This window comes from Amycolatopsis orientalis (genome assembly GCF_000943515.2).
Classification (GTDB): Bacteria; Actinomycetota; Actinomycetes; order Mycobacteriales; family Pseudonocardiaceae; genus Amycolatopsis; species Amycolatopsis orientalis.
On the sequence record NZ_CP016174.1, the window covers coordinates 6706245 to 6729750 of the forward strand.

The following is a 23506-nucleotide window of genomic DNA, read 5'->3' on the forward strand; positions in this document are numbered from 1 at the left end:
CCTCATCTCACGCGGTGAAGGGGCGCTTTCGTCGCATCACATGCAGGGAAAGGGCCCTTTACCGCGCTTGCGGGCTCTTGGTCCGGGCTCCGGTGCCCCCAATGCGGCATCGGGGACCCGCGTTTGCTTACCCACTGCTCCGGCTCGCGCCCCGAGAGCCGCACGCCACCCCGCAGGTCAGGCGTAAGTACACAAATGAAGGCCCCCTTCACCACGCTGGACGCGGCGAAGGGGGCCTTCAGGTAGTCGCGAGAAAGACTCAGCCGGAGAACGGACCGTCTTCCGGCAGCCGGAGATCCGGCTTGTCGAGTTCCTCGACGTTGACGTCCTTGAACGTGATGACCCGTACGTGCTTGACGAACCTGGCCGGCCGGTACATGTCCCAGACCCACGCGTCGGACATGCGGACCTCGAAGTACACCTCACCGCCGCCGTCGCGCACCTGCACGTCGACGGCGTTGGCCAGATAGAACCGCCGCTCGGTCTCCACCACGTACGAGAACTGGCCGACGATGTCGCGATACTCGCGGTAAAGCGAGAGCTCCATCTCGGTCTCGTACTTCTCGAGATCCTCTGCGCTCATGAAATCCGCGCCCCTCCTCGCGATTCTGCTGCTACTCCAGCGGCGGAGCGTTCATTGTTACCCACGTAGGGGCTCAGGGCACGTATCGGCACGCTCGGGTTTTCCAAGGCGGCGACGGTCAGCACCACCGGGTGAGGCGGTCGCGCTCGATGCGCGGCGGCCGCGGTGGCCACATTCGCGTACGACCAGCGATGCACCGGACTCGGACCGTGCGTGGTCAGCGCCGCGCTGTGCTCGGTGGTGCTGTAGCCCTTGTGCACGTCGAAGCCGTAATGCGGGTGCACGTCGTGAAGGTCGCCCATGATCCGGTCCCGGGTGACCTTGGCCAGCACCGACGCGGCCGCCACACAGGCGACGGCCTTGTCCCCCTTGATCACCGGCACGCTCGGTGCGGGCAGGCCGGAGACGCGGAAGCCGTCGGTCAGGACGTAGCCAGGGGTGCTTCGCAGCGCCGAGACGGCCCGCCGCATGCCTTCGAGGTTCATCACGTGGATACCGAAGAGGTCGACCTCGGCCGCGGAGATCACGATGACCGAATAGTCGAGCGCACGCTGGACGACCCGGTCGTAGACGCGATCGCGGGCTTTGGCCGTGAGCACCTTCGAATCGGTGAGCTCGGGCAGCCGGGCGGCGTCTCCGGAGCGCAGGACGCACGCGGCCACGACGAGCGGGCCGGCGCAAGCACCGCGCCCTGCCTCGTCGACTCCGGCGACGGGCCCGAGGCCCCGCCGGTCCAGCGCACCCTGCAACCCCCAGAAGAGGTCGCCACGCACCACAGCCCTCGGCGGCCGAAGCGGCTCAGCCGGTGTGAGCGGTACAGGAACTCTCAAGGCCTTTACCGCCTCCGGTCGACCGCCTTGCGCACTCCAGCCGACATTCGCCTGCCGAGGAAGACCACGGGCCACGCGGCGGCGATGCCGACGCCCAGGGGAAGCCCCTGCTGCCACGCCGGCGCACCCAGCGCGAGCGGCTGGGCGTTCGCCTGCGGGTTGTGGTCCGAAACGCCGCCCCAGCGGCCGGGCGGGAGCACGATGACGCGCGCCTTGCCGATGATGTTGTCGACCGGGACCGCGCCGTTCACGCCGCCGCCGCCCTGGATACGGGAGTCGCTCGAGTTGTTGCGGTTGTCGCCCATGACCCAGACGTAGCCGGCGGGCACCTTGACCGGCTCGAACGTCCGCTCGGTGGGCGGCATGCCCTCTTCCCAGTGAACGTACGGCTCGTCGAGTGCCTTGCCGTCGACGACGACACGGTTGTTGTCGCAGCACTGCACCGTCTGGCCACCGACCGCGATGATCCGCTTGACGAAGTCACGCTCGTCCGGCGGCGCGAACCCGATCAGGGATCCCAGCGTGCGGAAGCCACTGACGAAGATGTTGCTGGACTCCGGCGTGTCGATCTCGCCGACCCAGGCGGGCGGTCCCTTGAAGACCACCACGTCGCCAGGACCGGGATCGGTGAAGTCGTACGTGATCCGGTCGACCAGGATCCGGTCGCCCGTGCATCCCGAGCAGCCGTGCAAGGTGGTCTCCATCGACCCCGAGGGGATCATGTAGACCTTGGCGAGGAACTGCTGGATCAAGATCGTCAGCACGAGTGCGACGACGATCAGGATCGGCAGTTCCTTCCAGAACGACCGCTTCTTGTTGACCTTGCCGAATTTCTTGGCCCCGGATCGGCCCCGGCGGGAGGCCCTGGTGGGGCGCTCCTCTTCGGGGCGATCGGGCTCGTCTTCGGAGGTGTTCTGGGACACGGGTTCGACCACGACGCCAGGTTACCGGTAACCGTGCGGCTACCTACTTGGCGGAGGCCGTCTCGCGGTTTTCGCGGCGTTCCTTGATCTTGGCGGCCTTGCCGCGCAGCTCGCGGAGGTAGTACAGCTTCGCCCGGCGGACGTCACCGCGCTTGAAGACCTCGACCTGGGCGATGTTCGGCGAGTGCACCGGGAAGGTGCGCTCCACGCCGATACCGAACGACACCTTGCGGACCGTGAAGGTCTCGCGGATGCCGCCGCCCTGGCGACGCAGCACGACGCCCTGGAAGATCTGGTTACGCTCGCGGTTGCCCTCGATGACGCGGACGTGAACCTTGAGCGTGTCGCCCGGTCGGAAGTCCGGGATGTCGGAACGCAGTGACTGCGCGTCCAGCGCGTCCAGGGTGTTCATCGGTGGTCCGTCCTCGTCTTCGTATGGCTTACGTGCAGCTTGGGCGCGCAGTGTCGGGCACTGCGACCTACCCGGGGGCTGATGGCGTTCCGGCCGACCTCGCGCATCTGACTCCGACAGTGTCCGGAGTACAAATTCGCGCGTCCGCTCACGCCAACCTGTCAAGTATTGCAGACCAGGTCTCAGGTGCTTGACCCGGCCTGGCCGGTGTCCTCGTCCAAGCGTTCGAGGACCTTGAGATCGTGCTTGTCGAGACTACCTTCCGGCAGTCGCCCGATCAGTTCGGGCCTGCGGCGCACGGTCCGCTCCAGCGCCTGGTCACGGCGCCAGCGGTCGATCAGCGCGTGGTTGCCGGAACGCAGGACGTCCGGCACGGCCAGGTCCCGCCAGACCTCCGGCCGCGTGTAGCTGGGGCCTTCGAGGAGGCCGTCGGAGAACGAGTCCTCCTCGGCGGAGCGGGCGTTGCCGAGCACCCCGGGCAGCAGCCGGACGACGGCCTCGACCATCACCAGCACCGCCGCCTCGCCGCCGACCAGCACGTAGTCGCCGATCGAGACCTCGTCGACGGGCATCCGCCGCGCGGCGTCGTCGATCACCCGCTGGTCGATGCCCTCGTAGCGGCCGCACGCGAACACCAGGTGCTCCTCGGCGGCGTACTGGTGCGCCATGGCCTGCGTGAACGGCCGTCCGGCGGGAGTCGGGACCACGAGGCGGGTGTTCTCGCCGCAGACGTCGTCCAGGGCGGGGCCCCAGATCTGCGGTTTCATCACCATGCCGGGCCCGCCGCCGTACGGGGCGTCGTCGACCGCGCGGTGGACGTCGTGCGTCCAGTCCCGCAGGTCGTGCACGCCGACCTCGATGAGGCCGCGGTCGATCGCCCGCCCGAGCAGCGCGGCGCGGAGCGGGTCGAGGTATTCGGGGAAGATCGTGACGACGTCGAGGCGCATCAGGCGTCCAGCAGGCCTTCCGGCGGGTCGAGGACCACACGTCCGCCCGCGACGTCGACGGCCGGGACGATCGCCTTCACGAACGGCACGAGCACCTCACGGCCGTCGTGCTCGATCGACAGCAGCTCGCCGGCGGGTGAATGCACGACTTCGATCACCTTGCCGATGACCGTTCCGTCGCCGAGTTCGGCGCTCAGTCCTTCGAGTTCGTGGTCGTAGAACTCGTCGGGGTCTTCGGTCGGCGGCAGCGTCGAGGTGTCGGCGATCAGCAGGGCGCCGCGGAGGGTCTCCGCGACATCCCTGGTCAGCACCTCTTCGAAACGCACCAGCAGCCGCCCGCTGTGTTCGCGGGCGGCTGCGATGGTGAGGTTTCTGCTGCTGCCGTCACGCAGCTTCGTCGTGACGGCCGAACCGACCGCGAACCGCTGTTCCGGCGAGTCCGTGCGCACGTCCACCGCGAGTTCCCCGCGGATTCCGTGCGCCTTGGCGATCCGGCCGACTACGACGTCCATCCCGTTGTGTCCCTGGTCAGCGATCGGTGTCGACGACGTCCACGCGGACGCCGCGGCCACCGATGCCGCCCATGACGGTGCGCAGGGCGGTCGCCGTGCGACCACCCCGGCCGATCACCTTGCCGAGATCGTCGGGGTGCACATGCACCTCGAGCGTGCGGCCACGACGCGTGGTCAACAGCTCGACCCGGACCTCGTCCGGGTTGTCGACGATCCCGCGCACCAGGTGTTCGAGGGAGTCAGCGAGGAAACTCACGCTTGTCCCTCCGCGATTCCACGCGCGACCGCGATCACGTCGCCAGGGCGCACGTTACGACCAATCATCACGTTCTCCTGGTCGGCGCCCTGCCGCCGCGATAGCGGGGCCTCACGGCCGGGGCGCGCGGTGTTGTCGGCTCGGGTGCCGCGACTCACGCCTCGGCCTTGTCACCCTCGGCGGCCTCGGCCTTGTCGGCTTCGGCCTTCTTCGGGGCGGACTTCTTCTTCGGGGTGGTGGCCTCCGTGGAGGGAGCGTCACCGGCGGCGGCGAGCGCGGCGTTGAAGAGGTCCTGCTTCGACGGCTTCGGCTCGGCGACCTTCAGGGTGCCCTCGGCGCCCGGCAGGCCCTTGAACTTCTGCCAGTCACCGGTGATCTCGAGGATGCGCTGGACCGGCTCGGTCGGCTGGGCACCGACGGACAGCCAGTGCTGGGCGCGGTCGGAGTTCACCTCGATGAGGCTGGGCTCCTCCTTGGGGTGGTACTTGCCGATCGTCTCGATGGCCTTGCCATCACGGCGGGTGCGCGCATCGGCGACGATGATCCGGTAGTACGGCGCACGGATCTTGCCGAGACGCTGCAGCTTGATCTTGACGGCCACGGGTGTGGGTACTCCTCAGTTCTCTCTGATGCAGGTGGAAGGCGCACGCCAGCCGAGTGGGGAACGGCTGCGCACACCCGAAGGTCCGAAGCTTGGGCACGGTGAGAGGGTCCGGCCAAAGCAGGCAAGCGTACATTCTGCCAGACGCCGGCCGGCCGTCAGAACGCGGCTATCCCGAGCGAGGCGAGCAGGATCGTCACGGCCGGGAGGAAGTTGTTCACCTGGTGGGCGACGACGCTGCCGAGCAGCCGTCCGGTGAACACCCTGGCCAGCCCGATCGGGATCGCGATCACCAGCAGCAGCGTGGTGCGCAGCGGTTCGAGGTGGCTCGCCGCGAAAACGGCCGTCGAGACCAGGAACGCCGCGATCCTCCCCCAGCGCTCGGTGCGCCACGTCAACCGCTCCACGGCACCCCACAGGAGGCCGCGGTAGATGATCTCCTCGCAGATCGGCCCGATCAGCCACAGGTAGATGAACATGACGACGGCCGCCGAGACCGACATCCGCCGGTCCTCCACGAGCGCGCTGATCGCGGAGGTCGCGTTCGCGTCGCCGACGACCTGTGTCCAGACGTAGGCGGCGAGCGAGGTGAACCCGAGCCCGACCACGCCCAGCTTGAGCCCGATCTTGACGTCGGCCCAGCACCAGCCGATCCGGAGATCGGTGAACGGGCCGTTGCCGCGGAGCCGGGTGATCAGCAGCGCGACCCCGGCGGCGATCATCGTCGGCACCATTGTGCCCAGCAGCACCACGCGCATCGGCAGGGGCTGGCCGGGCTGGACGTCGCCGAGCAGGACGCTGACGAACGCCGCGGTCGCGAGAAGGACGGCCTCCACCAGCAGGAAGGCCCCGAACCCCCAGCGATGCGGCGGCGTGTCGGGCGCGGCCACCGCACCTCCGGCAGTGAGTTCGTCGGGCGGCGCGGCCTCGGGGATCGGCTCCCTTGGCTGAGATACGGTCACGCCGATCCTCCGGTGATCGTTCGGTTACCCAAAGACTCTAACCGCCCGGCCCGGCGATCACCTCGCCGCGAAGAGCAATACCGCCGGTGGGAGGTTGTTGGCGGCGTGCGCGATGACGGCCGCGCTCACCCGGCCGGAAAGATACCGGGCGAGGCCGATGGCGATGCCCTGGCCGAACAGCGCGATCGTGCGCGCGGCCTCCCCGTGCAGCTGGGCGAACACCAGCGCGGTGACCAGCAGGATCACCCACGAGGGCAGGCGGTGGAAGCCCATCGCGTTCCAGAGGGTGCCGCGGAAGAGCAGTTCTTCGGTGACCGGGGCGGCGAAGACGACGATGGCCGCGGCCACCACCAGCCAGACGGTGTCGCCTTCGGCGGTGCCGGACAGTTCGGTGATCGGGCCGGGCGAGACGTCGGAGATGGTCCTGTCGGTGCTGTCGGTGCCGTAGACGGCGAGCAGCAGCAGGTTGAGGAGGTAGCCGGCGGCGAGCGCGGCCGCTCCGCAGGCGAGCCCGATCCGGACGTCGCGCCAGGTGGGTTTGAGCCCGAAATCCACGCGGAGTCCCTGTCCCCAGACCCGGGAGCCGGCCACGGGGCCGAGACCGAGCACGAGGGTCGGCAGGAACGCGAGGATCAGCAGCGGGCCGACGTCACGGAGTTCGAGGGGGTCGTAGCCGCCGAAGCGACCCGACAGCAGGAAGCTCATGACGAGCGTGACGAGGTGGTATCCGGCGATGCCCGCGAAGAACGCTACGAATCCCCAGTGCGCTCCGAGCACCAGACGCTCGCGAGCCTGCCCGTCGTCCACCACGCCTCCACGCTAGGCCGTGTCCTGTGAGTCTTGTTCGATGGGCTTCGTGATCCAGGTGGTTCCTGGCGGTACGGGCGATGCGGCCTCGTACCGGGTCGTACTCGGTCGGATCGCCCGTGCCGCCAGGGGCCGCTTGGGCGCGAAGACCGCGGACAAGACCCACAGGACACGGCCCGGTGCCGCTCCGGTCACGGATGGAGTCGGGTCAGGCGTAGATCTTGCCACGCAGGACGATGTGGCTCGGATGCCGTAGCACCGCGAGATCCTCACGCGGATCGGACGGGTAGACCAGCAGATCCGCCGAGGCGCCGTCGACGATTCCGGGCACGCCCAGCCAGTCGCGCGCCGCCCACGAAGCCGAAGCCAGCGCCTGCTCAGCGGACATGCCCGCCTTGTGCAGCGCCTCGATCTCGTCGACGAGCCTGCCGTGCTCGACCATGCCGCCCGCGTCGCTCCCCGCGTACACCGCGACCCCGGCCTCGATCGCCGTCGAGACCATCGTCCCGACGCCGGCGTGCAGCGCCCGCATGTGCTCGGCGTACACCGGGTATTTGCCCGCCTTGTCGGCGATTCCGGGGAAGTTCTCGATGTTGATCAGCGTCGGCACGAGCGCGATCCCGCGTTCGGCGAGCACCCCCAGCTGGTCGGCCGAAAGTTCGGTGCCGTGCTCCAGACAGTCGATCCCCGCGTCGATCAAGCCGGGCAACGCGGCCTGGCCGAACACGTGCGCCGTCACCTTGGCGCCCTCGGCGTGCGCGACCGCGATGGCCTCGGCGAGGACGTCGTCGGGCCAGAGCGGCGCGAGATCGCCGATCCCGCGGTCGATCCAGTCGCCGACGAGTTTGACCCAGCCGTCGCCGTCCCTGGCCTGTTCGGCGACCGCCTTCGGCAGTTCGGCAGGATCGTCGAGTTCGATGCCGAGACCGGGGATGTAGCGCTTGCGCAGGGCGAGATGCCGTCCGGCGCGGATGATCCGCGGCAGGTCGACGCGTTCCTGCAGCGGCCGGACGTCGATCGGCAGCCCGCAGTCGCGGATCAGCAGAGTTCCGGCGTCGCGATCGGTGATCGCCTGTCCGGCGGCCTCTTCGAGGGTGGTGGCGCCGCCGACCCCGATGCCGGGATGGCAGTGCGCGTCGACCAGGCCGGGCACGAGAAAGCCTTGCCGGACAACGGTTTCCGCTCCGGCGACCGGTTCACTCGTGATCCGGCCGCCGGTGATCCACAGCTCGCGGTGCTCGCCGTCCGGCAGGACGACGCCCGCCAGGTGCAGAGCCTCCACGGCTACTTGTCCTTCGGGAACTTGAACTTCTTGGGGTCGAAGCCCGGTACGTCGTTCATCCCGCCGAGCTGGGAGAGGTCGGGCATGCCGCCGCCAGGGCCGCCGGGCATACCGCCCGGGGGCAGCATCGGCATGCCGCCGGGGAACCCGCCGCGGATCTTGGGCTGCGTCGGGCCGCGCCCCTTGCCCTTCTTCCCCTTCTTGCCCTTGCGGTTCTTGCTGCCGCCGCCTCCGCCGCCGAAGCCGAAGCGGCCCGCCATCTGCGCCATCATCTTGCGCGCCTCGAAGAACCTGTTGACCAGGTCGTTGACGTCGCGGACGGCGACGCCGGACCCCTTCGCGATCCGCAGGCGGCGCGAAGCGTTGATCATCTTCGGGTCGTCGCGTTCGGCGGGGGTCATGCCGCGGATGATCGCCTGCAGCTTGTCGAGGTGCTTGTCGTCGACCTGCGCGAGCTGGTCCTTCATCTGTCCGGCACCGGGCAGCATGCCGAGCAGGTTGCCGATCGGGCCCATCTTGCGGACCGCGAGCATCTGCTCGAGGAAGTCCTCCAGGGTGAGCTGGCCGCTGCCGAGCTTGGCCGCGGTCTGCTCGGCCTTCTCCTGGTCGAAATGCTGCTCGGCCTGCTCGATGAGGCTGAGCACGTCACCCATGCCGAGGATCCGGCTGGCCATCCGGTCCGGGTGGAAGAGGTCGAAGTCCTCCAGCTTCTCACCGTTCGACGCGAACAGGATCGGCTGGCCGGTGACCTGGCGGACCGACAGCGCGGCACCACCGCGGGCGTCACCGTCGAGCTTGGTGAGCACGACGCCGGTGAACCCGACGCCGTCGCGGAACGCCTCGGCCGTGGTGACCGCGTCCTGACCGATCATCGCGTCGACGACGAACAGCGTCTCGTCCGGCGTCACGGCGTCGCGGATGTCCGCGGCCTGCTTCATCAGCTCTTCGTCGACACCGAGACGGCCGGCGGTGTCGACGAGGACGATGTCGTGCTGGGCGCGCTTGGCCTCGTCGATGGCGCGGCGGGCCACGTCGACCGGGTCGCCGACGCCGTTGCCGGGTTCGGGCGCGAACGTGGTGACACCCGCGCGCTCGCCGACCACCTGCAGCTGCGTGACGGCGTTGGGGCGCTGGAGGTCACAGGCGACCAGCAGCGGCGCGTGGCCCTGCTTCTTCAGCCAGAGCGCGAGCTTGCCGGCGAGGGTGGTCTTACCGGCACCCTGCAGACCCGCGAGCATGATGACCGTCGGCGGGTTCTTCGCGAACGTGAGCCGCCTGGTCTCGCCGCCGAGGATGGTGACGAGTTCCTCGTTGACGATCTTGATGACCTGCTGCGCCGGGTTCAGCGCGCCGTGCACCTCGGCGCCCTTGGCGCGCTCCTTGATCCGGGCGATGAAGTCCTTGACCACCGACAGCGCGACGTCCGCCTCGAGCAGTGCGATCCGGATCTCACGCGCGGTGGCGTCGATGTCGGCGTCGGAGAGCCTGCCCTTGCGCGACAGGGTCTGCAGGGCGGACGTGAGCCGATCGGAGAGGGTGTCGAACACGGGTGTGCACGCTCCAGCTGGGTCGTTGTGGCGTGCCGGTACGGACCGGCGGCTTCCCAGGGTAGTCGGTGTCCGGGGTCAGCGTTTGACGCGGTTGCGGACGGCCAGCAGCGTCAGCCCGAGCAGCAACGGTCCGAGAACGCGCATGACCAGCCGCATGACCTCGCCGGACGGTGTCAGGTCCTTCGGCAGCGACGCGAGTTTCGTTTCCAGCGAAACGGTGCTCTGGGCGACGTAGATCAGGGTTTCCCCGAAGCCCGGGTTCCCTTTGAAGCCCGCCGCGGTGAAGGCGGCGGTGACCACCGCGATGAGGACGGCGAGGGTCGCGAGGGCCCTGAGGGCGCGGAGGCCGTAGCCGGAGATGAGCCAGTAGAGATGGAGGATGACGCGTTCCGACCACGGCGTGACCGGGCTGTGGCGGCGCATCTCCATCTCGCCGTAGTAGAAGTCGGCGGCGCCGGGTTCGTTCTTGCTGTCTTCCTGCGCCTTCCGGAGCTGGCGGTAGAGATCGCCGATGCGGCGGGGGCCGACGGGCGCGTCCCGGTCGGCGCGCCAGGCCCGTTCCTCGGCGAGCACCTGGCGTTTCCGGTACGTGGCGAACCTGCAGTCCCCTTCCAGCCGCAGCTTGTCCAGGTGGTGCGCGCCGGCGAAGCGGCAGTGCGCCAGGCCGACGTCGGTGAACACGAGGTCGGCGACATCCGTTCCCGCGACGGACGCCACGGAGGCGCCGATGACCGTCGAAGCCTTGCCGAAGAACGTCCGTTCCAGATCCGCCGACGAGTGCCGTCCCAGGTTGAGCGTGACCCCTTCTGCGAACCTGGTGTGCGTGCAGTCCACCTTCGGCGCTCTGGCGTCGATGATCATCCGTCTGCGGAAGGTCGCCCGACCGAAGATCAGTCTCTCGGCGGTGACGGGCCCGAAGCGCTCGGCGACGGTGAAGACGGCTCCCTCGAAACTGACTTCCGAATGGAACTTCACGTCCTCGAACGTCACTTCTCCGTCGAAGCGCGCGTCGTCGAACCACGCGTGGTCATCGAACGTGGCACCGCCGAACGTCGCGCCCGCGGCGAATTTGGCATTGACGAACGTGGCGCGGCCGTCGAAACGCACCAGGCCGAAACCGGCTTCGCCCGCGAACTCCGCCTCGTCGAAGGAAACGTCCTCGGGGAACCCGTGAGAGAAGGACACGTCACCCGCGAACTTCACCTTCCCGAAGGAGACGCGCCCGTCGAAGCGGGTGTTCGTGAAGTCGCCGCCCTTGAAGGCCGCCCGGTCGAACCTGGTGTCGCCCACGAAGTTCGCGCCCTCGAAGGTGACTTCCTCGAAAACGACGCCCTCGAAAGTCGCCCGGTCTACGAAACGGCTGCCGAGGAACGAACCGCCATCGCGGAAATCCGCTTTGTCGAAGGTGACGGCGGCCTCGAACCGGGCACCTTCGAAATTCCCGTCGAAGAAGGTCACGCCCCGGAAGTCCGCGAATTCACGGAATACCGTCCCGGCGAACTCCGCCCGGCCGAATTCCGCGCGGCGGCCGTCGATGCTCCCCACCGCGTCGACGAGCCGCTCGACCAGAGTCCGCGAAAGTTCGGTTCCCCGCAGGTCGACCTCCGCGCCGAGCGAGAGACCGGCGAAGTACTCGTCCTGCCGCGCGGGTTCGAGATGCTTGAGGCAGCGGTCGAAGTCGTCGACGCGCACGCCACGGCAGTCTTCGAGGTCGCATGCCGCCCATGCCTCGTCCATGGCGTCCTTCCTAGCGCAAAAAACAGGGCTCCGAGACCGGCCGCCCCTCGCAAGCCGGTATCGGAGCCCCTACGGAAGGCTCGCCTCCCCGCGAGCCGACCGTAAGCACACTCGGCGAGCTTCTCGGGACAACGGCTCGCCGGACCCCCAGTACCAGGCGATTCGCATCCCGCGCTCGTTCCGCGCGATGGACTGAGAATGCCCGGTCACCGTGGGGTCACGGCAGCGTGAAGACCCCCAACTCTCCCTGGGTAGAACTACTCAACTGGTCTTGGCGCGTGACTTCGCCGACGACGAAGCCTTCTTCGCCCGCGTACGTGCCTCTCGCGCCTTACCGGCCGCTTCCTTGGCCTTCCCGACCGGAGCACGGTCGGCCTCGACCGCGCTCCGCTGCAGGGCCGCCAGCAGCCGCGTCACGCCCTCGGCCTGTTCGGCGGCGGTGGGCTGGAGGACGTCGTCGCCGTCCAGCTTGGCCTGGATGAGCGCTTCCAGCGCTTCCCGGTAGCGGTCGGTGTAGCGCCCGGGTTCGAAATCCTGGGTGAGATCCTCGATGAGCGAGACCGCGTTCCGCAGTTCCCCGCGCCGCAGGTCGACGTCTTCGTGGAGGAACGGGAAGTCGGGCCGCCGGATCTCGTCCGGCCACAGCATCGTCTCGAGCACGATCACTTGATCCCGCACGCGGAGCGCGCCCAGCGTCTCGCGCTGCCGCAGGGGCACCTTCACGATCGCGATCCGCCCGGACTGCTGCAGCGCCTCGCTCAAAAGCACGTACGGCTTGGTACCCGCCGGCTCCGGTTCGAGGTAGTAGCTGCGCGCGAAGTACATCGAGTCGACCTGCTCGGCCGGGGTGAACCCGACGACGTCCATCGACTGGGTGGTCGGCGCGAGCAGCGACGCGAAGTCGCGGCTGGTCAGCAGAACGGTGTCACCACCGGGAAGGAGGTGTCCCTTGGCGATCTCGGCCGGGGGCACCTCGGCGCCGTCGACCTCGCAGACCCACTTCACCCGCACCCGGCCGCCGTCCGGCTCGTGCACCTGGTGGAGGGGGACGTTGTGCTCTTCGGTCGCGCTGTACGCCTTCACCGGGATGGCGTAGGTCCCGAATCCGATCGTGCCTCTCCACACCGCCCTCATGGCCCACCTCCGCCTGATCAGCGTATCCACGCGCCGAAGCGGCGGAACAGCTACAAACGGGTGTCAGGGGCCACTGATTCGCTCACACATTCGAATGACGGGCCTGCTTCGGCGAGTGCGTCGGCCGAACAGCCGACAGCGGTGGCGGCCGCGCGGAGTACTTCGGCGACGACCTCGACGTCGACCTCCCGAGCGGCGGCCAACGTGCTTTCCCCGCCCTCGTCGACCCGGCTCGCCAGGCCTTCGAGCGCGACGGCCAGCGCCTGCTGCCCGGCGACGAGGTGCTCGACCACCTGGAGCAGTTCGGGCACGGTCGCGGCGGTGCCCGACGCGGTCAGCGAAGTGGCGAGGTCGTCCGCGCAGCTTCGGAGATGAGAGGCGACGACTGTCGGCGGCAGCGTGAGCCGCTGCGGTCCCGGCGGGTTCTGCTCGTGTCCCAGCACGCGCTCACCCCTCCGGATCCTTCGGTCCCGACGGCGCACATCCTGCCACCGCTACCCTCCGCCACCCGCGCGACACCCCGGTCCAGCGCGTGAAGGACTCCTTCCCTCGGCTCAGTCGAGGGAAGGAGTCCTTCACGCGCAGCCGGATCAGGAAGCGGCGGCCAGCAACGCGGCTTCGATCTTCGACCGCCAGGCCTGGTCGACCCGGCCTGTCCGCGGAGCGACGGCGAACGAGTCGACAACGGCGCCACCGAGCGTGGCGACCTTCGCCCAGCGCACCTCGGCCTCACACCGCCGCAGCGCGCCCGCGACCCGGTACAGCAGCCCGATCCGGTTCGCGGCCCGCAGTTCGACCACGACCGTGTCCTGCCCGCTGGTCTCGTCGTCGAACCAGATCACCTTCGCCCCGGCCGACGGGGTCCCGTCCCCGCCGTAGTCCCGTTCCTTCGCCGCGAGCCGCTGCGTGAGCGGCAGCGTCCCGGCCACCGCCCGCGCGAACTGCTCGCGCAGCAACGTGACGTCGGGCAGCGAGCCGAACTTCGGCGACGCCGTGAACACCCCCGCCCGTCCCCCGTCGTGCCCGCGCAGCACCGCCGCGTGGACCTCCAGGGAGTTCAGCGCGAGCACGCCTGCGGCGGGGGCCAGCAGTTCCGCGCGCGCCGGGACCGCGAGCACCACGGTCACGACCTTGCCCGCGGCGGTGATCCGTACCTCGCCACGGCCGGAGGCCACCGCCTCGGCGACGAGTTCCCGTTGTTCGGCGCCCATCGGCTCCGGCGGTACGAAACCCTTGCCGTGCAACGCCTCTTCGCAACCGGACACGAGTTCGGCGAGCAGCCTGGCCTTCCAGTCGGTCCACACGCCAGGGCCGGTGGCCAGTGAATCGGCCGTCGTCAGGGCGTGCAGCAACTCCAGCAGGATGAGGTTGTCGTCGAGCGTCTTCATCACGCGCTGGATCGTGGCCGGATCGCTGATGTCCCGCCGTGTCGCGGTGTGCGGCAGCAACAGGTGATGCCGCACCATCGCCGCCACCAGCGCCGAATCGGCTTCCGGCAGCCCGAGCCGGGCGGCCACCTGGGCACTGATCTTCGCGCCGAGTTCGGAATGGTCCGCGTCGCGGCCCTTGCCGATGTCGTGCAGCAGCGCGCCGATCAGCAGCAGGTCCGGCCGCGAAACGGTGGTCGTCAGTTTCGACGCCTCCACCGCGGCCCGTACGAGATGCCGGTCGACGGTCCACGAATGTACCGGCGACCTCGGCGGGAGATCGCGCACCGATCCCCATTCGGGGAACAGCCGCGCCCACAGTCCGGTCCGGTCGAGCGCCTCGACGGCGTCGATCAGCCCTTCGCCCGCGCCGAGCAGCTCCACCAGCGCCTTGAGGGCGTCGGCAGGCCACGGCGCACGCAGTTCCGGCGCCGTCTCGGCGAGCGCGCGGAGGGTCCCGTGCGCGATGGGCTTCCGGATCCGGGCCGACGCCGCGGCGACCCGCAGCAGCAGCGCCGGATCCTTGGCGGGTACCGCGTCCCGCGCCAGCGCCACCTCGTTCCCGTGCAGGACGACGCCTTCGTCGAGCGGTGTCCGCGACGGACGGCGGCCGAACCGGGCCTTCGGTGGTTCCACAGTGGACCGAAGCGTCACGTCGACCGCGTAGGCGATGGTCCGCCCCGCGCCGGAAAGCTTGCGCGCCAAGGTGAACCGGTCGCCGAACCCGAGTTCACCGGCCACCGTCTCGGCTTCCGGCGCGCTGAGGATGTCACGCTCCCGGCGCAGTTCGCGCCGGAGCTCCGTCCGGACGTCGAGCAGCAGCCCCTTGGCCGCCAGCAATTCCTCGCCGGGCCTCGCGGTCAGCTGCGCCGCCGCCATCGCCTCAAGGACGGCGAAGTCGCGAAGCCCGCCTCGGCCGTGCTTGAGATCAGGTTCGGCGGACTGCGCGATCTCGCCACTGCGGGCCCAGCGCTGACGCACCGCGTCCGAAAGCTCGTCGACCCGTTTCCTGGCCGTCCGCCGCCACTGGTCCCGTGCCGCGGCCGCCAGCCTGGCGGTGATGTCGGCGTCCCCGGCGATATGCCGGATGTCGAGCAGTCCCATCGCCGTCCGCAGATCCTCGGACGCCACCTTCAGCGCCTCACCCGGCGTGCGGACCGAGTGGTCGAGACCGATCTTGGCGTCCCACAACGGGTACCAGATCGCGTCGGCGATCTTGCCGACCCGGGAGTTGCCGTTGTGCAGCAACAGCAGGTCGAGGTCGGAGAAAGGCACCAGTTCACTGCGCCCCAGGCCGCCGACAGCGGCCAGCGCGACACCGGGATCGGCGGTGTCGACGCCGGCCGCCGCGGCGCCCTTGCCCAACCAGAATTCGTAGAGGTCGACCAGGGCCGCCCGCAACGCGGCCGACCCCAGCCTCCCGTGCCTGCCCTCGAGCAATCGCTCGGTGGCCTTGACCAGCTCACCCCCGTCGGCCATCCGTGACGCCTATAGAGCGTCCGAGCCGCGTTCGCCGGTACGTACCCGGATGACCGTCTCGACCGGCGTCACCCAGATCTTCCCGTCGCCGATCTTGCCGGTGTGGGCGGCGGTGGTGATCGCCTCGAGCACCTTTTCCACGTTGGAGTCGTCGGTGACGCCCTCCAGCCTCAGCTTCGCCACGAAGTCCACGGAGTACTCCGCACCCCGGTAGACCTCGGTGTGGCCCTTCTGCCTGCCGTAGCCCTGCACCTCGCTGACCGTCATGCCGAGCACACCCAGCTGTTCCAGCGCGGAGCGGACGTCGTCGAGCGTGAACGGCTTGACGATCGCGGTGATCAGCTTCATGCCTTGCTCTCCTCGAGTTTCGTGGCCGCGTTACCGGTGGGCGCCTTGACCTGGATCGAGCTCGGCTGGCCGAGGCCGCCGCCCGAACCGGTGAAGTCGTACGCGCTCTCCGCGTGCTGGGCCTCATCGATACCACTGACCTCGTCCTCCGCGCTGACGCGGAACCCACCGAGCTTCTTGATCACCCAGCCGATGACGAAGGTGAGCACGAACGAGTACACGAGGACGGCTCCCGCCGCCGCGGCCTGCTTGCCCAGCTGACCGAGGCCGCCGCCGTAGAAGAGGCCGTCGACGCCGAGCGAGTTGACGCTGGTGGTGCCGAAGAAACCGATGAGCAGCGTACCGACGAGACCGCCGACGAGGTGGACGCCGACGACGTCGAGGGAGTCGTCGAAACCGAAGCGGAACTTTAGGCTGATCGCCAGCGCGCAGAGGGCGCCGGCGATGACGCCGATGGCGATGGCGCCCAGCGGGCTCACGAACCCGGCGGCCGGGGTGATCGCGACGAGACCCGCGACGGCACCGGAAGCGGCGCCGAGGGTGGTCGGCTTGCCGACCTTGATCTGCTCGATGATCAGCCAGCCGAGCACCGCGGCCGCGGTCGCGACGGTGGTGTTGGTGAACGCCACGGCGGCGAGGTCGTTGGCGGCCAGCGACGAACCGGCGTTGAAGCCGTACCAGCCGAACCACAGGAGCGAGGCACCCAGCAGGACGAAGGGCACATTGTGCGGACGTCCCGTGCCCTTGGGCCAGCCCTTGCGCTTGCCGAGCACGATCGCGAGCGCCAGGCCCGCCGCACCGGCGTTGATGTGGACCGCCGTACCGCCCGCGAAGTCGAGTGCCTTGAGCTGGTTGGCGATCCAGCCGCCGACCGCGTCGGCGCCGACGAAACCGTTGAACGAGAACACCCAGTGCGCGACCGGGAAGTACACGATGGTCACCCAGATCGCGACGAACAGCGTCCAGCCCCAGAACTTGGCGCGGTCGGCGATGGCACCGGAGATCAGCGCGGGCGTGATGATCGCGAACATCAGCTGGAACATCACGAAGGCGAACAGCGGCAGCGCGTCCGCGCCGGGCCAGGCGACCTCGGGCGTGGTGCCGGTCGCGGCCGTGGCGAACCCGGCGAGCTTGCCGGAGATGTTCGAGAGACCGGCGAAGTCGAAGTTACCGAGCAGACCGCCGCCCACGTCGTTGCCGAACGCCATCGTGAAGCCGTACAGCGTCCAGAGGACACCGACGACGGCCAGCGCGATGAAGTTCATCATCAGCATGTTCAGGACGCTCTTCGCGCGGACCATACCGCCATAGAAGAACGCGAGTCCTGGTGTCATGAGCATGACCAGCGCGGCGCTGATCAGTACCCATGCCGTATCTCCTGCGTTCAGCACAATCTTCCTCCCGTGCCTGGGGTGTACTGCGCAGGAATTTTTGGTCGGCGGTGTTTCCTCGAACGGCGATTCAGGTTTCACCCGCGTGAACTGTCGGTGCGCCGTTGTTACGTCCAGGTTTCCGGAGACCTGGTGCGTTCTGTCCGGTTACGAAACGTCGTGGTCGAATATCCCCATGAACACGCCCGGCCCCGGTAATGACCCACTGCCACCGGAGATCGTCCGGTCACTGCTGTGCTCGGTCTGCGGTGACCCGGTCGGCTCAACCGGCCGCACGGTGCGTTGCGGGCGAGGTCACTCGTTCGACGTAGCGAAGCAGGGTTACGTCAACCTCCTGCACGCACGCATCCCGGCCGGCACGGCGGACACCGCGCCGATGGTCGCCGCTCGCGTCGACCTCCTCTCTTCGGGCGTCTATCTCCCCCTCGCCGACGCGCTCGCGAAGGTGGCTTCGGAGTACGTCGAGGGCGGGCTAATCATCGACGCCGGCGCGGGCACGGGGTACTACCTCGCGCACGTGCTCGACGCCGTCCCCACCGCGTACGGACTGGCGCTCGACGTCTCCGCCGTCGCCCTGCGCCGGGCCGCCCGCGCGCACACGCGCGCGGGCGCGGCCGTGTGGAACCTGTGGGAGCCCTGGCCGGTGGCCGACTCCAGCGCCTCGCTGGTCCTCAACGTCTTCGCACCCCGCAACGCGGCACAGTTCCATCGCGTCCTGACCGCGGACGGGCTGCTGGTCGTCGCGACGCCGAATCCCGGGCACCTCGGTGAACTGGGCGATCTGGTGATCTCCGTCGACGGCGGCAAGGACGCGCGGCTGGAGGAGACCCTCGGCGAGCGCTTCAGCAGGGTGGAACGGCGCGACGTCACCCAGCGGGTGACGTTGTCGCCCGCACAGATCCGCCAGGTCGTCGAGATGGGCCCGAGCGCGCATCACCTGCACCGCGACGGACGCCGCGAACGCCTCGACTCCGTCACCGGATCGGTGGACGTCACCACTTCGTTCAGCGTCACGCTGTACCGGCCGGTGCCCTGATGGAGGCACCCGCGACCCTGCTCGCCGACACCGCCTGGGTCAGCGCCCGCATCGGCGGCGCCGCGAAACTCTACGGCTGCTCGCGACCCGAGGTACTCGGCACGATCTGGTGGTACTCGCTGTCTTCGGTGCTGGTCGCCCCCTCGGTGGAGTCCCTCGTGCGCGATGGCGAACCACTGGACCCGTCACTCGACGCGGTCACCATCGATCTCGTGCCGGACGGCCGCTTCACCGGCGCCCGGTCGTCCCGCGTCGTTCCCGGCGGCCTCGCCGGACTCGGCGCGGCGTTCGCCGGGACACTGGGCACCGCGATCGGCACCATCGCGGCCGTCACGGGGGCTAATCCGCGGGCACTGGGCGCGATCGCGACGGATTCGATCGGCAATCGCCTGCTGTGGACCGGCGACACCGAACGAGCGGTCGCGCTGGCGGGGCCGCTCGTGGCCGCGATCGGGCTCGGGATGCCGGAGCCACGGTTCTCCCGGGTCGGGCGGAACACCGTGGTGCGCCGCGCTTCGTGCTGCCTGATCTACGAGGCGGGGAATCCGAAGTGCGCCAGCTGCCCGCGGCAGACTCCGGAGGAACGGGACCGCCGCCTTCGGTCGGCTCTCGGTTAGCGGATGGTGCCTCCTTTCGCGTCTTGTGAGTGGTAATGACGGGTCTAACCATCATTACCACTCACGACTCTCGCCATTAGTCGACTAATTACGAGCCGTACCCGGCGCGCTCAGACGGCGGCCAGGTTCTCCTTGGTCAACGCGGCCACCATCGCGGCGCGGGAACCGACCCCCAGTTTGGTGAAGATCCGCCGCATATGCGCGGAAACCGTGTTCAAGCTGATTTCCAGCACGCCGGCGATCTGCTTGTTCGTATAGCCCCGGCCCACCATGCGCGCCACTTCGTGCTCACGCGGGCTGAGCAGGTCGTGTGCCTCCGGTGTCACCGGTACGAGCAGGCATCTGACGCCTTGCTCGGTCAGATCGAGCAACGGTCTCCGCAGCGCGGTGTCGCCGTCGCTCAGTTCCGTGACCCGCCGGACGAGTGATCTCGCCAGACTTCGCACGGTTTCGTCCTCCGAAACGACCTTCGTCCGCTGGCGGGCGATGTCGTGTATCGGTGCCGCAGGAAATCCCACCGCCGGGCTCGTGGACATAGACCGGCCTCCCCCCTCTTGGTTTCCCTCCCTCTCTAGCAAACCCCTCCGACAGGAAAAGCGCATCGTCGGTTTGTGTGACAAGTACGAACTAGTCGATTCATGTCACACAGGAACGTGTGACTACCGGTGTCCCCCGGTGTGCGGGCAGTGTCGGGTCCGTGCTCACCGACGCACCGCGCCGGCGATCGCGGATTTTCACCGGAGCAGAGGAGAACCGTTATGAGCCGTGGCTATGCGGCAGTGGACGGCGAGCTGGAAGACGAGCTGAGCCGTGAACTCGAGGCCGAGTTCGAAAACGAACTCGAGGACGAACTGGCAGGCGAATTCGAGGACGAGGACGAGTTCGAAGACGAGCTGGGCGGGCTGGCCCAGGAGCTCGAAGACGAGCTGGAGGACGAGGTCTACGGCGAGTACGAGGATGAGGACGAATTCGAGTCCGAGTTCGAAGCCGTCGTCCGCGAGCTGGAGGACGAGTTCGAGCTGGAGTCCGAGGACGAGGACTTCACCCATCCGGCGCGCCGGCTCTACCCCGACGCCGAGATGATGGCGCAGCTGGCCTTCCAGGCCGAGAACGCCGAGACCGAGGACGAGGCGGAGGCCTTCCTCGGCGCGCTCGCGCCGCTGGCGTTCCAGGCGGCGAAATGGGCGGCGCCGAAGATCATCAAGCACGGTCCGCAGCTGATCCGCGGCGCGGTGAACCTCGGCCGCAAGCTGTGGCGGAACCCGGCGACCCGCCGCGCCGTCCGGCATATCCCGAAGATCATCGGGCGCACCGCGCGCGATGTCGGGCGCCGGTACGCCGACGGCCGTCCGGTCAACGCCCGCTACGTCACGCGCAGGCTGGTCGGCCACACCGTGAACAGTGTGCAGAACGCGCCCGAGGGCCGCCGTCCCCAGCAGCGCCGCCGCGGTCGTCCCCAGCAGCGCCGCCGTCGGCACACCGCCCGCGGTGGGCGCCGGACCCAGTCGCGGGCGAGGGCGGGCGCCGCCCGGCGTGGCAAGGCGCGCGGCCGTGCGCGCCGCCGCTGAGGCACCGCCCGCGGCTTCCGGTGAATCGGCCTCGTCCACCGGATCCCGGCGGGCGAGGCCGTCCGGGGACGACGAGCTGACGGCCTGGGTCCTTTCCCAGGCAACCAACGTGGAACGACATCTGGACGCGCTGCGGCCGTTCCGCTGGTCGGAGTTCGGCGATCCGGCCACCGGCCCGAGCCGGGCCCACCTCGCGGCGGTGAACCAGACGATGGCGACCTTGCGGGAGCCGTTGTTCACCGCCACGCGCTCGGCTCGCCGGGCCGCGGAGGAAGCGGCGGCACGACCGGGGCAGGCCGAACTCGCCCGGCTGCTGCGGGCGAAGTCCCGGGCGCAACACTGGGTCAAGACCACCGAACGGGTCTGGGACTTCTACCTGGACCTGTTCAACCAGCGGCAGGGCGCGTACGCCCCGTGGCTGGTGGCCTGCGACCGGGTGGCCCTCGACTGCTACCAGTACGCGTACCTCGGGATCGGGCGCTGGCGGTCGATCCCGACCCCGCCACCGTTCTGCTACCTGCGCACGGGATCCGGCCCGGCCACCTCTCGGCGCGGGATTCCCTTACGGCGGCTGGGAAACCGTCTTAACCCGTTCCCGCTGATCCAGCTTCCCTACCACCGGCTGGTGAACCCGTGGACACTCGGCGCGGTCCTGCACGAGGTGAGCCACAACCTGCAGAACGACCTCGGTCTCGCCAGGGCGATCCCGTTGCAGGTGGCGGTGAGGCTCGTTGAGGCGGGTGTACCGCGAGCGGTGACCGGCATCTGGGTCAGGTGGAACCGCGAGACCTTCGCCGACCTGTCCGCGCTGCTGCTGGGCGGTCCGGCGGTGGTCGGTTCGCTGTTCGACGTCATCGGGCGCACCGGACCCGAAACGACGGGGTTCTCGCCGCGCGCGGTGCACCCGGTGCCGTACCTCCGGGCGAAGGTCTCGGTGGAATTGTTGCGCCGCATGGGTTTTCCCCGGCACGCGGAAGCCTACGCGGCGATGTGGCACAAGCTGTACCCGAAGGCGAAGCTGATCAACGCACCGCCGTCGCTGCTGAAGACGGCGGACAAGGCGATCCCGGTGGTGGTGGACGCGATGTGCTTCACCTCGTTCCCCTCGCTGGGTCACCGTCCCCTGGCGAAGGTGCTGCGGTTCGAAGCCAAGGAACAGGCGATGATCGAGGAAGCGGCGAAAAGACTGGCCGACGGCGTGTCCCCCGGCGTCGTGCCGGAGCGGTTCCTGATCGGCGCGGTGCGGTTCGCGCTCGAAGAACGGATGGCACCGCCGAAAAGGCTTTTCGGTTTCTTCATGGAAGAGCTCGGCAGGAGGTCGAGATGACGCTCCACACCGAATTCTCGCGGCTGGGCAGAGAAGTGAACCAGGTGGCCGCGTGCTGGCGGGCCTTGGAGATCAGCGTCGCCGAGGACCGGCCCGCCGGGGTCGGGCTCGCGGCGGCGGATCACCTCGCCGAAGTCATCCTCGACGGCACCGGCGAGGTCGAGACGGCCACCCGTGCGACACAGGGACCGGTGAGCGCCGAGGCGTTGCACGCCACGGCGTCGTCGCTGCTGAAGCTGCGGCGGCGGGTGGACGGGCAGTGCCGTTCGCATCACGCGGTCTCCGGGCTGGTGCGGGCGGTGCACGGACGGGAGCAGGAATGGCGGGGCTGGGCGAAAAGCTTCCACGCCGGGGTGGACCAGTGCGCCGCCGCCCTGTCCTCGGCGGAGGACGTGATGGTGCGGTGCTGGCGTGAAGCAGTGGAACTGGCCGAATTCAAGGGATGTGGGGCGACCCGATGACGATCAACGACGACCGCGGCGCGACGTTGCCGCGTGCACAGGACATCGACAGCGCGTATCCGCTGTCGACCGGGCAGTACCCACCTCAGGCGGCGGCACCCGGCAAACTCGCCGAGCAGACCATCAGCGACATGCTCGGCTGGAAATGGCGTGAGGGCGACACGAAGGGCTTCGTGGCGGCGCTGACCGGCAGTTTCGAACTGAAAGAGGTCCAAGGGCGCACCGAGGCCAAATGGACCCCGCGCGGATACGCGATCCAAGCCGACCTCGGCGCCGTCACCGGCGGCCAGGCCTCGCTCGCGGCGAGGGCCAGGAGCACGGTCAAGGACGCGCTGGCGCTGCTCGGCTCACTCCGTCCACTGAGGACGGACGCGGATCCGGAGAACGCCGAGAGCTACCGGGCCCTCGTCCGGCACGACCTCGAACAGATCCAGCAGGAGCTGGCGAGCCCGCTGATCCGCGTGGCGCGGGTCGATCAGCTCTTCCTGCTGCTGCTCGGGAACGGTGGTCTCGCGGTCGGCGGCGGAGACCGCACCCGAGGACATCTCGGTCAGCTGCAAGACGAGTTCGGCCTGATCTCGGGCAAGGTCAACACGATCGAGGAGGAACGGATCCAGACCTCCTTCATCACACTGGTGGATTGGGTGGTCTCGTTGTTCCGGGGCTGGCAGGACGCACGCGACAAGATCGATCCGTTCTCGCAGCCGGCGGGTGGCCAGCCGTTCTTCGGCCCCGCCGTGGTCGCGCTCTCCCAGCTGCTGTCCGCGACGGCGTCCCAGGTCGACGAAGTCGTCGCGATGCTGCGGTCGGTGTTCGTCCAGCAGGAGGACCTCGAGGTGCTCCGCGTCCCCGATCCGGACGGCGGGACCATGTCGCTCGGCGGGCTGCTGCGCTGGGTCAGGGAGTTCGCCACCTTCGAGGGCGGCAAGCTGATCGAATCGGCGGGCAAGGAAGGCGTCGGCACGTCGTTCATCCAGATCGCGAGGCGGCTGCAGCGGATCGTGACGAACCTTCCCCGGCAGAACACCGGCGGGCTCAACGGGGACGTGCCTGGCAACTTCCGCGCTTCGCTGCCGCCGGGCTTCTTCAGCTCGCGCGTGCAACGGGCCATCGACGAACTCGACGACCACCTGCAGGAGGTCGTCCGGATCGCCGCGCCGATCGGACGGGGCTACTCGCCGTCGTCGTCCGATCCGAATCCACCGGCGCCGCCCACCCCGCAGCTCATGCCGGAGCCGACGCCTCCGACACCACCCGAGGCGGAGGAACCGCCGAAACCCCGGACCACGCGCAAGCGGACCGGGCAGTAGCCGGAC

At 69.1% G+C, this 23506-nt stretch carries 25 protein-coding genes; 6 read left to right on the top strand and 19 right to left on the bottom strand.

Going from position 1 to position 23506, the window contains the following annotated elements:
• Window positions 1-259: 259 nt before the first annotated feature.
• The 18 genes from SD37_RS28975 to SD37_RS29060 form a co-directional block, all read right to left on the bottom strand.
• Window positions 260-583 carry a DUF2469 domain-containing protein gene (locus SD37_RS28975; protein ID WP_003096226.1) on the bottom strand — a complete coding sequence of 108 codons (324 nt, stop codon included), beginning with the start codon at window positions 581-583 and terminating at the stop codon, window positions 260-262.
• Complete coding sequence (locus SD37_RS28980; protein ID WP_044850886.1) at window positions 580-1359, bottom strand: ribonuclease HII; 780 nt, start codon at window positions 1357-1359, stop codon at window positions 580-582. Before SD37_RS28980 ends, SD37_RS28975 begins: the two co-directional genes overlap by 4 nt.
• Before the next feature lie 59 nt (window positions 1360-1418).
• Window positions 1419-2348: a signal peptidase I gene (lepB, locus tag SD37_RS28985; protein ID WP_044850887.1), complete on the bottom strand. Its 930-nt coding sequence runs from the start codon at window positions 2346-2348 to the stop codon at window positions 1419-1421.
• A 31-nt stretch (window positions 2349-2379) separates the two neighbouring features.
• Window positions 2380-2748 (bottom strand): 50S ribosomal protein L19, encoded by a 369-nt coding sequence (gene rplS, locus SD37_RS28990; protein ID WP_044850888.1) that lies wholly within the window; start codon window positions 2746-2748, stop codon window positions 2380-2382.
• Between the two features lie 182 nt (window positions 2749-2930).
• Window positions 2931-3695: a tRNA (guanosine(37)-N1)-methyltransferase TrmD gene (gene trmD, locus SD37_RS28995; protein ID WP_044850889.1), complete on the bottom strand. Its 765-nt coding sequence runs from the start codon at window positions 3693-3695 to the stop codon at window positions 2931-2933.
• Window positions 3695-4207, bottom strand: coding sequence for a ribosome maturation factor RimM (rimM, locus tag SD37_RS29000; RefSeq protein WP_037303506.1), 513 nt, complete (start codon window positions 4205-4207; stop codon window positions 3695-3697). The genes trmD and rimM overlap by 1 nt, the downstream gene beginning before the upstream one ends.
• Before the next feature lie 16 nt (window positions 4208-4223).
• On the bottom strand, window positions 4224-4463 hold the full coding sequence (locus tag SD37_RS29005) for an RNA-binding protein (RefSeq protein ID WP_003103110.1): 240 nt from the start codon (window positions 4461-4463) through the stop codon (window positions 4224-4226).
• Window positions 4464-4617: 154 nt separating this feature from the next.
• Window positions 4618-5064 (bottom strand): 30S ribosomal protein S16, encoded by a 447-nt coding sequence (gene rpsP, locus SD37_RS29010; RefSeq protein ID WP_037303508.1) that lies wholly within the window; start codon window positions 5062-5064, stop codon window positions 4618-4620.
• 158 nt (window positions 5065-5222) lie between these two features.
• Window positions 5223-6026, bottom strand: a complete 804-nt coding sequence (locus tag SD37_RS29015; RefSeq protein ID WP_044850890.1) for a CPBP family intramembrane glutamic endopeptidase — start codon at window positions 6024-6026, stop codon at window positions 5223-5225.
• A 57-nt stretch (window positions 6027-6083) separates the two neighbouring features.
• Complete coding sequence (locus SD37_RS29020) at window positions 6084-6833, bottom strand: CPBP family intramembrane glutamic endopeptidase (RefSeq protein WP_083255113.1); 750 nt, start codon at window positions 6831-6833, stop codon at window positions 6084-6086.
• Window positions 6834-7041: 208 nt separating this feature from the next.
• Window positions 7042-8115 (bottom strand): amidohydrolase family protein, encoded by a 1074-nt coding sequence (locus SD37_RS29025; protein ID WP_044850892.1) that lies wholly within the window; start codon window positions 8113-8115, stop codon window positions 7042-7044.
• Window positions 8116-8117: 2 nt separating this feature from the next.
• Entirely contained in the window at window positions 8118-9662 is a 1545-nt protein-coding gene (gene ffh, locus SD37_RS29030; protein WP_037303512.1) for a signal recognition particle protein, read from the bottom strand.
• A gap of 78 nt (window positions 9663-9740) precedes the next feature.
• Window positions 9741-11402 (bottom strand): pentapeptide repeat-containing protein, encoded by a 1662-nt coding sequence (locus SD37_RS29035; RefSeq protein WP_044850893.1) that lies wholly within the window; start codon window positions 11400-11402, stop codon window positions 9741-9743.
• Window positions 11403-11663: 261 nt separating this feature from the next.
• On the bottom strand, window positions 11664-12536 hold the full coding sequence (gene ku, locus SD37_RS29040; protein ID WP_065913007.1) for a non-homologous end joining protein Ku: 873 nt from the start codon (window positions 12534-12536) through the stop codon (window positions 11664-11666).
• A 50-nt stretch (window positions 12537-12586) separates the two neighbouring features.
• Window positions 12587-12979 carry a hypothetical protein gene (locus SD37_RS29045; RefSeq protein WP_044850895.1) on the bottom strand — a complete coding sequence of 131 codons (393 nt, stop codon included), beginning with the start codon at window positions 12977-12979 and terminating at the stop codon, window positions 12587-12589.
• A gap of 147 nt (window positions 12980-13126) precedes the next feature.
• A complete protein-coding gene (locus SD37_RS29050) occupies window positions 13127-15442 on the bottom strand; it encodes a [protein-PII] uridylyltransferase (protein WP_044850896.1) in 2316 nt (771 codons plus the stop codon).
• Between the two features lie 9 nt (window positions 15443-15451).
• Window positions 15452-15790 carry a P-II family nitrogen regulator gene (locus SD37_RS29055; RefSeq protein ID WP_065913008.1) on the bottom strand — a complete coding sequence of 113 codons (339 nt, stop codon included), beginning with the start codon at window positions 15788-15790 and terminating at the stop codon, window positions 15452-15454.
• Complete coding sequence (locus tag SD37_RS29060; RefSeq protein ID WP_044850897.1) at window positions 15787-17181, bottom strand: ammonium transporter; 1395 nt, start codon at window positions 17179-17181, stop codon at window positions 15787-15789. Before SD37_RS29060 ends, SD37_RS29055 begins: the two co-directional genes overlap by 4 nt.
• Before the next feature lie 175 nt (window positions 17182-17356).
• Between SD37_RS29060 and SD37_RS29065 the strand changes: the two genes are divergently transcribed.
• The gene (locus tag SD37_RS29065; protein ID WP_044850898.1) at window positions 17357-18217 is read left to right on the top strand and encodes a putative RNA methyltransferase; all 861 of its coding nucleotides are present in this window, start codon (window positions 17357-17359) and stop codon (window positions 18215-18217) included.
• Complete coding sequence (locus SD37_RS29070) at window positions 18217-18834, top strand: (2Fe-2S)-binding protein (RefSeq protein WP_044850899.1); 618 nt, start codon at window positions 18217-18219, stop codon at window positions 18832-18834. Before SD37_RS29065 ends, SD37_RS29070 begins: the two co-directional genes overlap by 1 nt.
• Before the next feature lie 110 nt (window positions 18835-18944).
• On the opposite strand, the gene SD37_RS29075 is transcribed toward SD37_RS29070, so the two are convergent.
• Window positions 18945-19370, bottom strand: a complete 426-nt coding sequence (locus SD37_RS29075) for a response regulator transcription factor (protein ID WP_044850900.1) — start codon at window positions 19368-19370, stop codon at window positions 18945-18947.
• A 222-nt stretch (window positions 19371-19592) separates the two neighbouring features.
• Between SD37_RS29075 and SD37_RS43395 the strand changes: the two genes are divergently transcribed.
• Genes SD37_RS43395 through SD37_RS29095 form a run of 4 tightly spaced genes read left to right on the top strand, consistent with a single transcriptional unit; the run spans window position 19593 to window position 23500 of the window.
• Entirely contained in the window at window positions 19593-20402 is an 810-nt protein-coding gene (locus tag SD37_RS43395; protein ID WP_044850901.1) for a hypothetical protein, read from the top strand.
• Entirely contained in the window at window positions 20386-21729 is a 1344-nt protein-coding gene (locus SD37_RS29085) for a hypothetical protein (RefSeq protein WP_044850902.1), read from the top strand. Before SD37_RS43395 ends, SD37_RS29085 begins: the two co-directional genes overlap by 17 nt.
• A complete protein-coding gene (locus SD37_RS29090; RefSeq protein ID WP_044850903.1) occupies window positions 21726-22190 on the top strand; it encodes a hypothetical protein in 465 nt (154 codons plus the stop codon). Before SD37_RS29085 ends, SD37_RS29090 begins: the two co-directional genes overlap by 4 nt.
• Window positions 22187-23500 (top strand): hypothetical protein, encoded by a 1314-nt coding sequence (locus SD37_RS29095; RefSeq protein WP_044850955.1) that lies wholly within the window; start codon window positions 22187-22189, stop codon window positions 23498-23500. The genes SD37_RS29090 and SD37_RS29095 overlap by 4 nt, the downstream gene beginning before the upstream one ends.
• The last annotated feature ends 6 nt before the right edge of the window (window positions 23501-23506 follow it).

Excerpts from the sequence above, each read along its gene's own strand:
- SD37_RS28975 (WP_003096226.1), bottom strand. The coding sequence starts at position 583 with ATGAGCGCAGAGGATCTCGAGAAGTACGAGACCGAGATGGAGCTCTCG.
- SD37_RS29090 (WP_044850903.1), top strand. The coding sequence starts at position 21,726 with ATGACGCTCCACACCGAATTCTCGCGGCTGGGCAGAGAAGTGAACCAG.
- SD37_RS43395 (WP_044850901.1), top strand. The coding sequence starts at position 19,593 with ATGAGCCGTGGCTATGCGGCAGTGGACGGCGAGCTGGAAGACGAGCTG.
- SD37_RS29065 (WP_044850898.1), top strand. The coding sequence starts at position 17,357 with ATGAACACGCCCGGCCCCGGTAATGACCCACTGCCACCGGAGATCGTC.
- ku (WP_065913007.1), bottom strand. The coding sequence starts at position 12,536 with ATGAGGGCGGTGTGGAGAGGCACGATCGGATTCGGGACCTACGCCATC.
- SD37_RS29095 (WP_044850955.1), top strand. The coding sequence starts at position 22,187 with ATGACGATCAACGACGACCGCGGCGCGACGTTGCCGCGTGCACAGGAC.
- trmD (WP_044850889.1), bottom strand. The coding sequence starts at position 3,695 with ATGCGCCTCGACGTCGTCACGATCTTCCCCGAATACCTCGACCCGCTC.
- rplS (WP_044850888.1), bottom strand. The coding sequence starts at position 2,748 with ATGAACACCCTGGACGCGCTGGACGCGCAGTCACTGCGTTCCGACATC.
- rimM (WP_037303506.1), bottom strand. The coding sequence starts at position 4,207 with ATGGACGTCGTAGTCGGCCGGATCGCCAAGGCGCACGGAATCCGCGGG.
- SD37_RS29050 (WP_044850896.1), bottom strand. The coding sequence starts at position 15,442 with ATGGCCGACGGGGGTGAGCTGGTCAAGGCCACCGAGCGATTGCTCGAG.
- SD37_RS29035 (WP_044850893.1), bottom strand. The coding sequence starts at position 11,402 with ATGGACGAGGCATGGGCGGCATGCGACCTCGAAGACTGCCGTGGCGTG.
- SD37_RS29075 (WP_044850900.1), bottom strand. The coding sequence starts at position 19,370 with ATGTCCACGAGCCCGGCGGTGGGATTTCCTGCGGCACCGATACACGAC.
- SD37_RS29070 (WP_044850899.1), top strand. The coding sequence starts at position 18,217 with ATGGAGGCACCCGCGACCCTGCTCGCCGACACCGCCTGGGTCAGCGCC.
- SD37_RS29055 (WP_065913008.1), bottom strand. The coding sequence starts at position 15,790 with ATGAAGCTGATCACCGCGATCGTCAAGCCGTTCACGCTCGACGACGTC.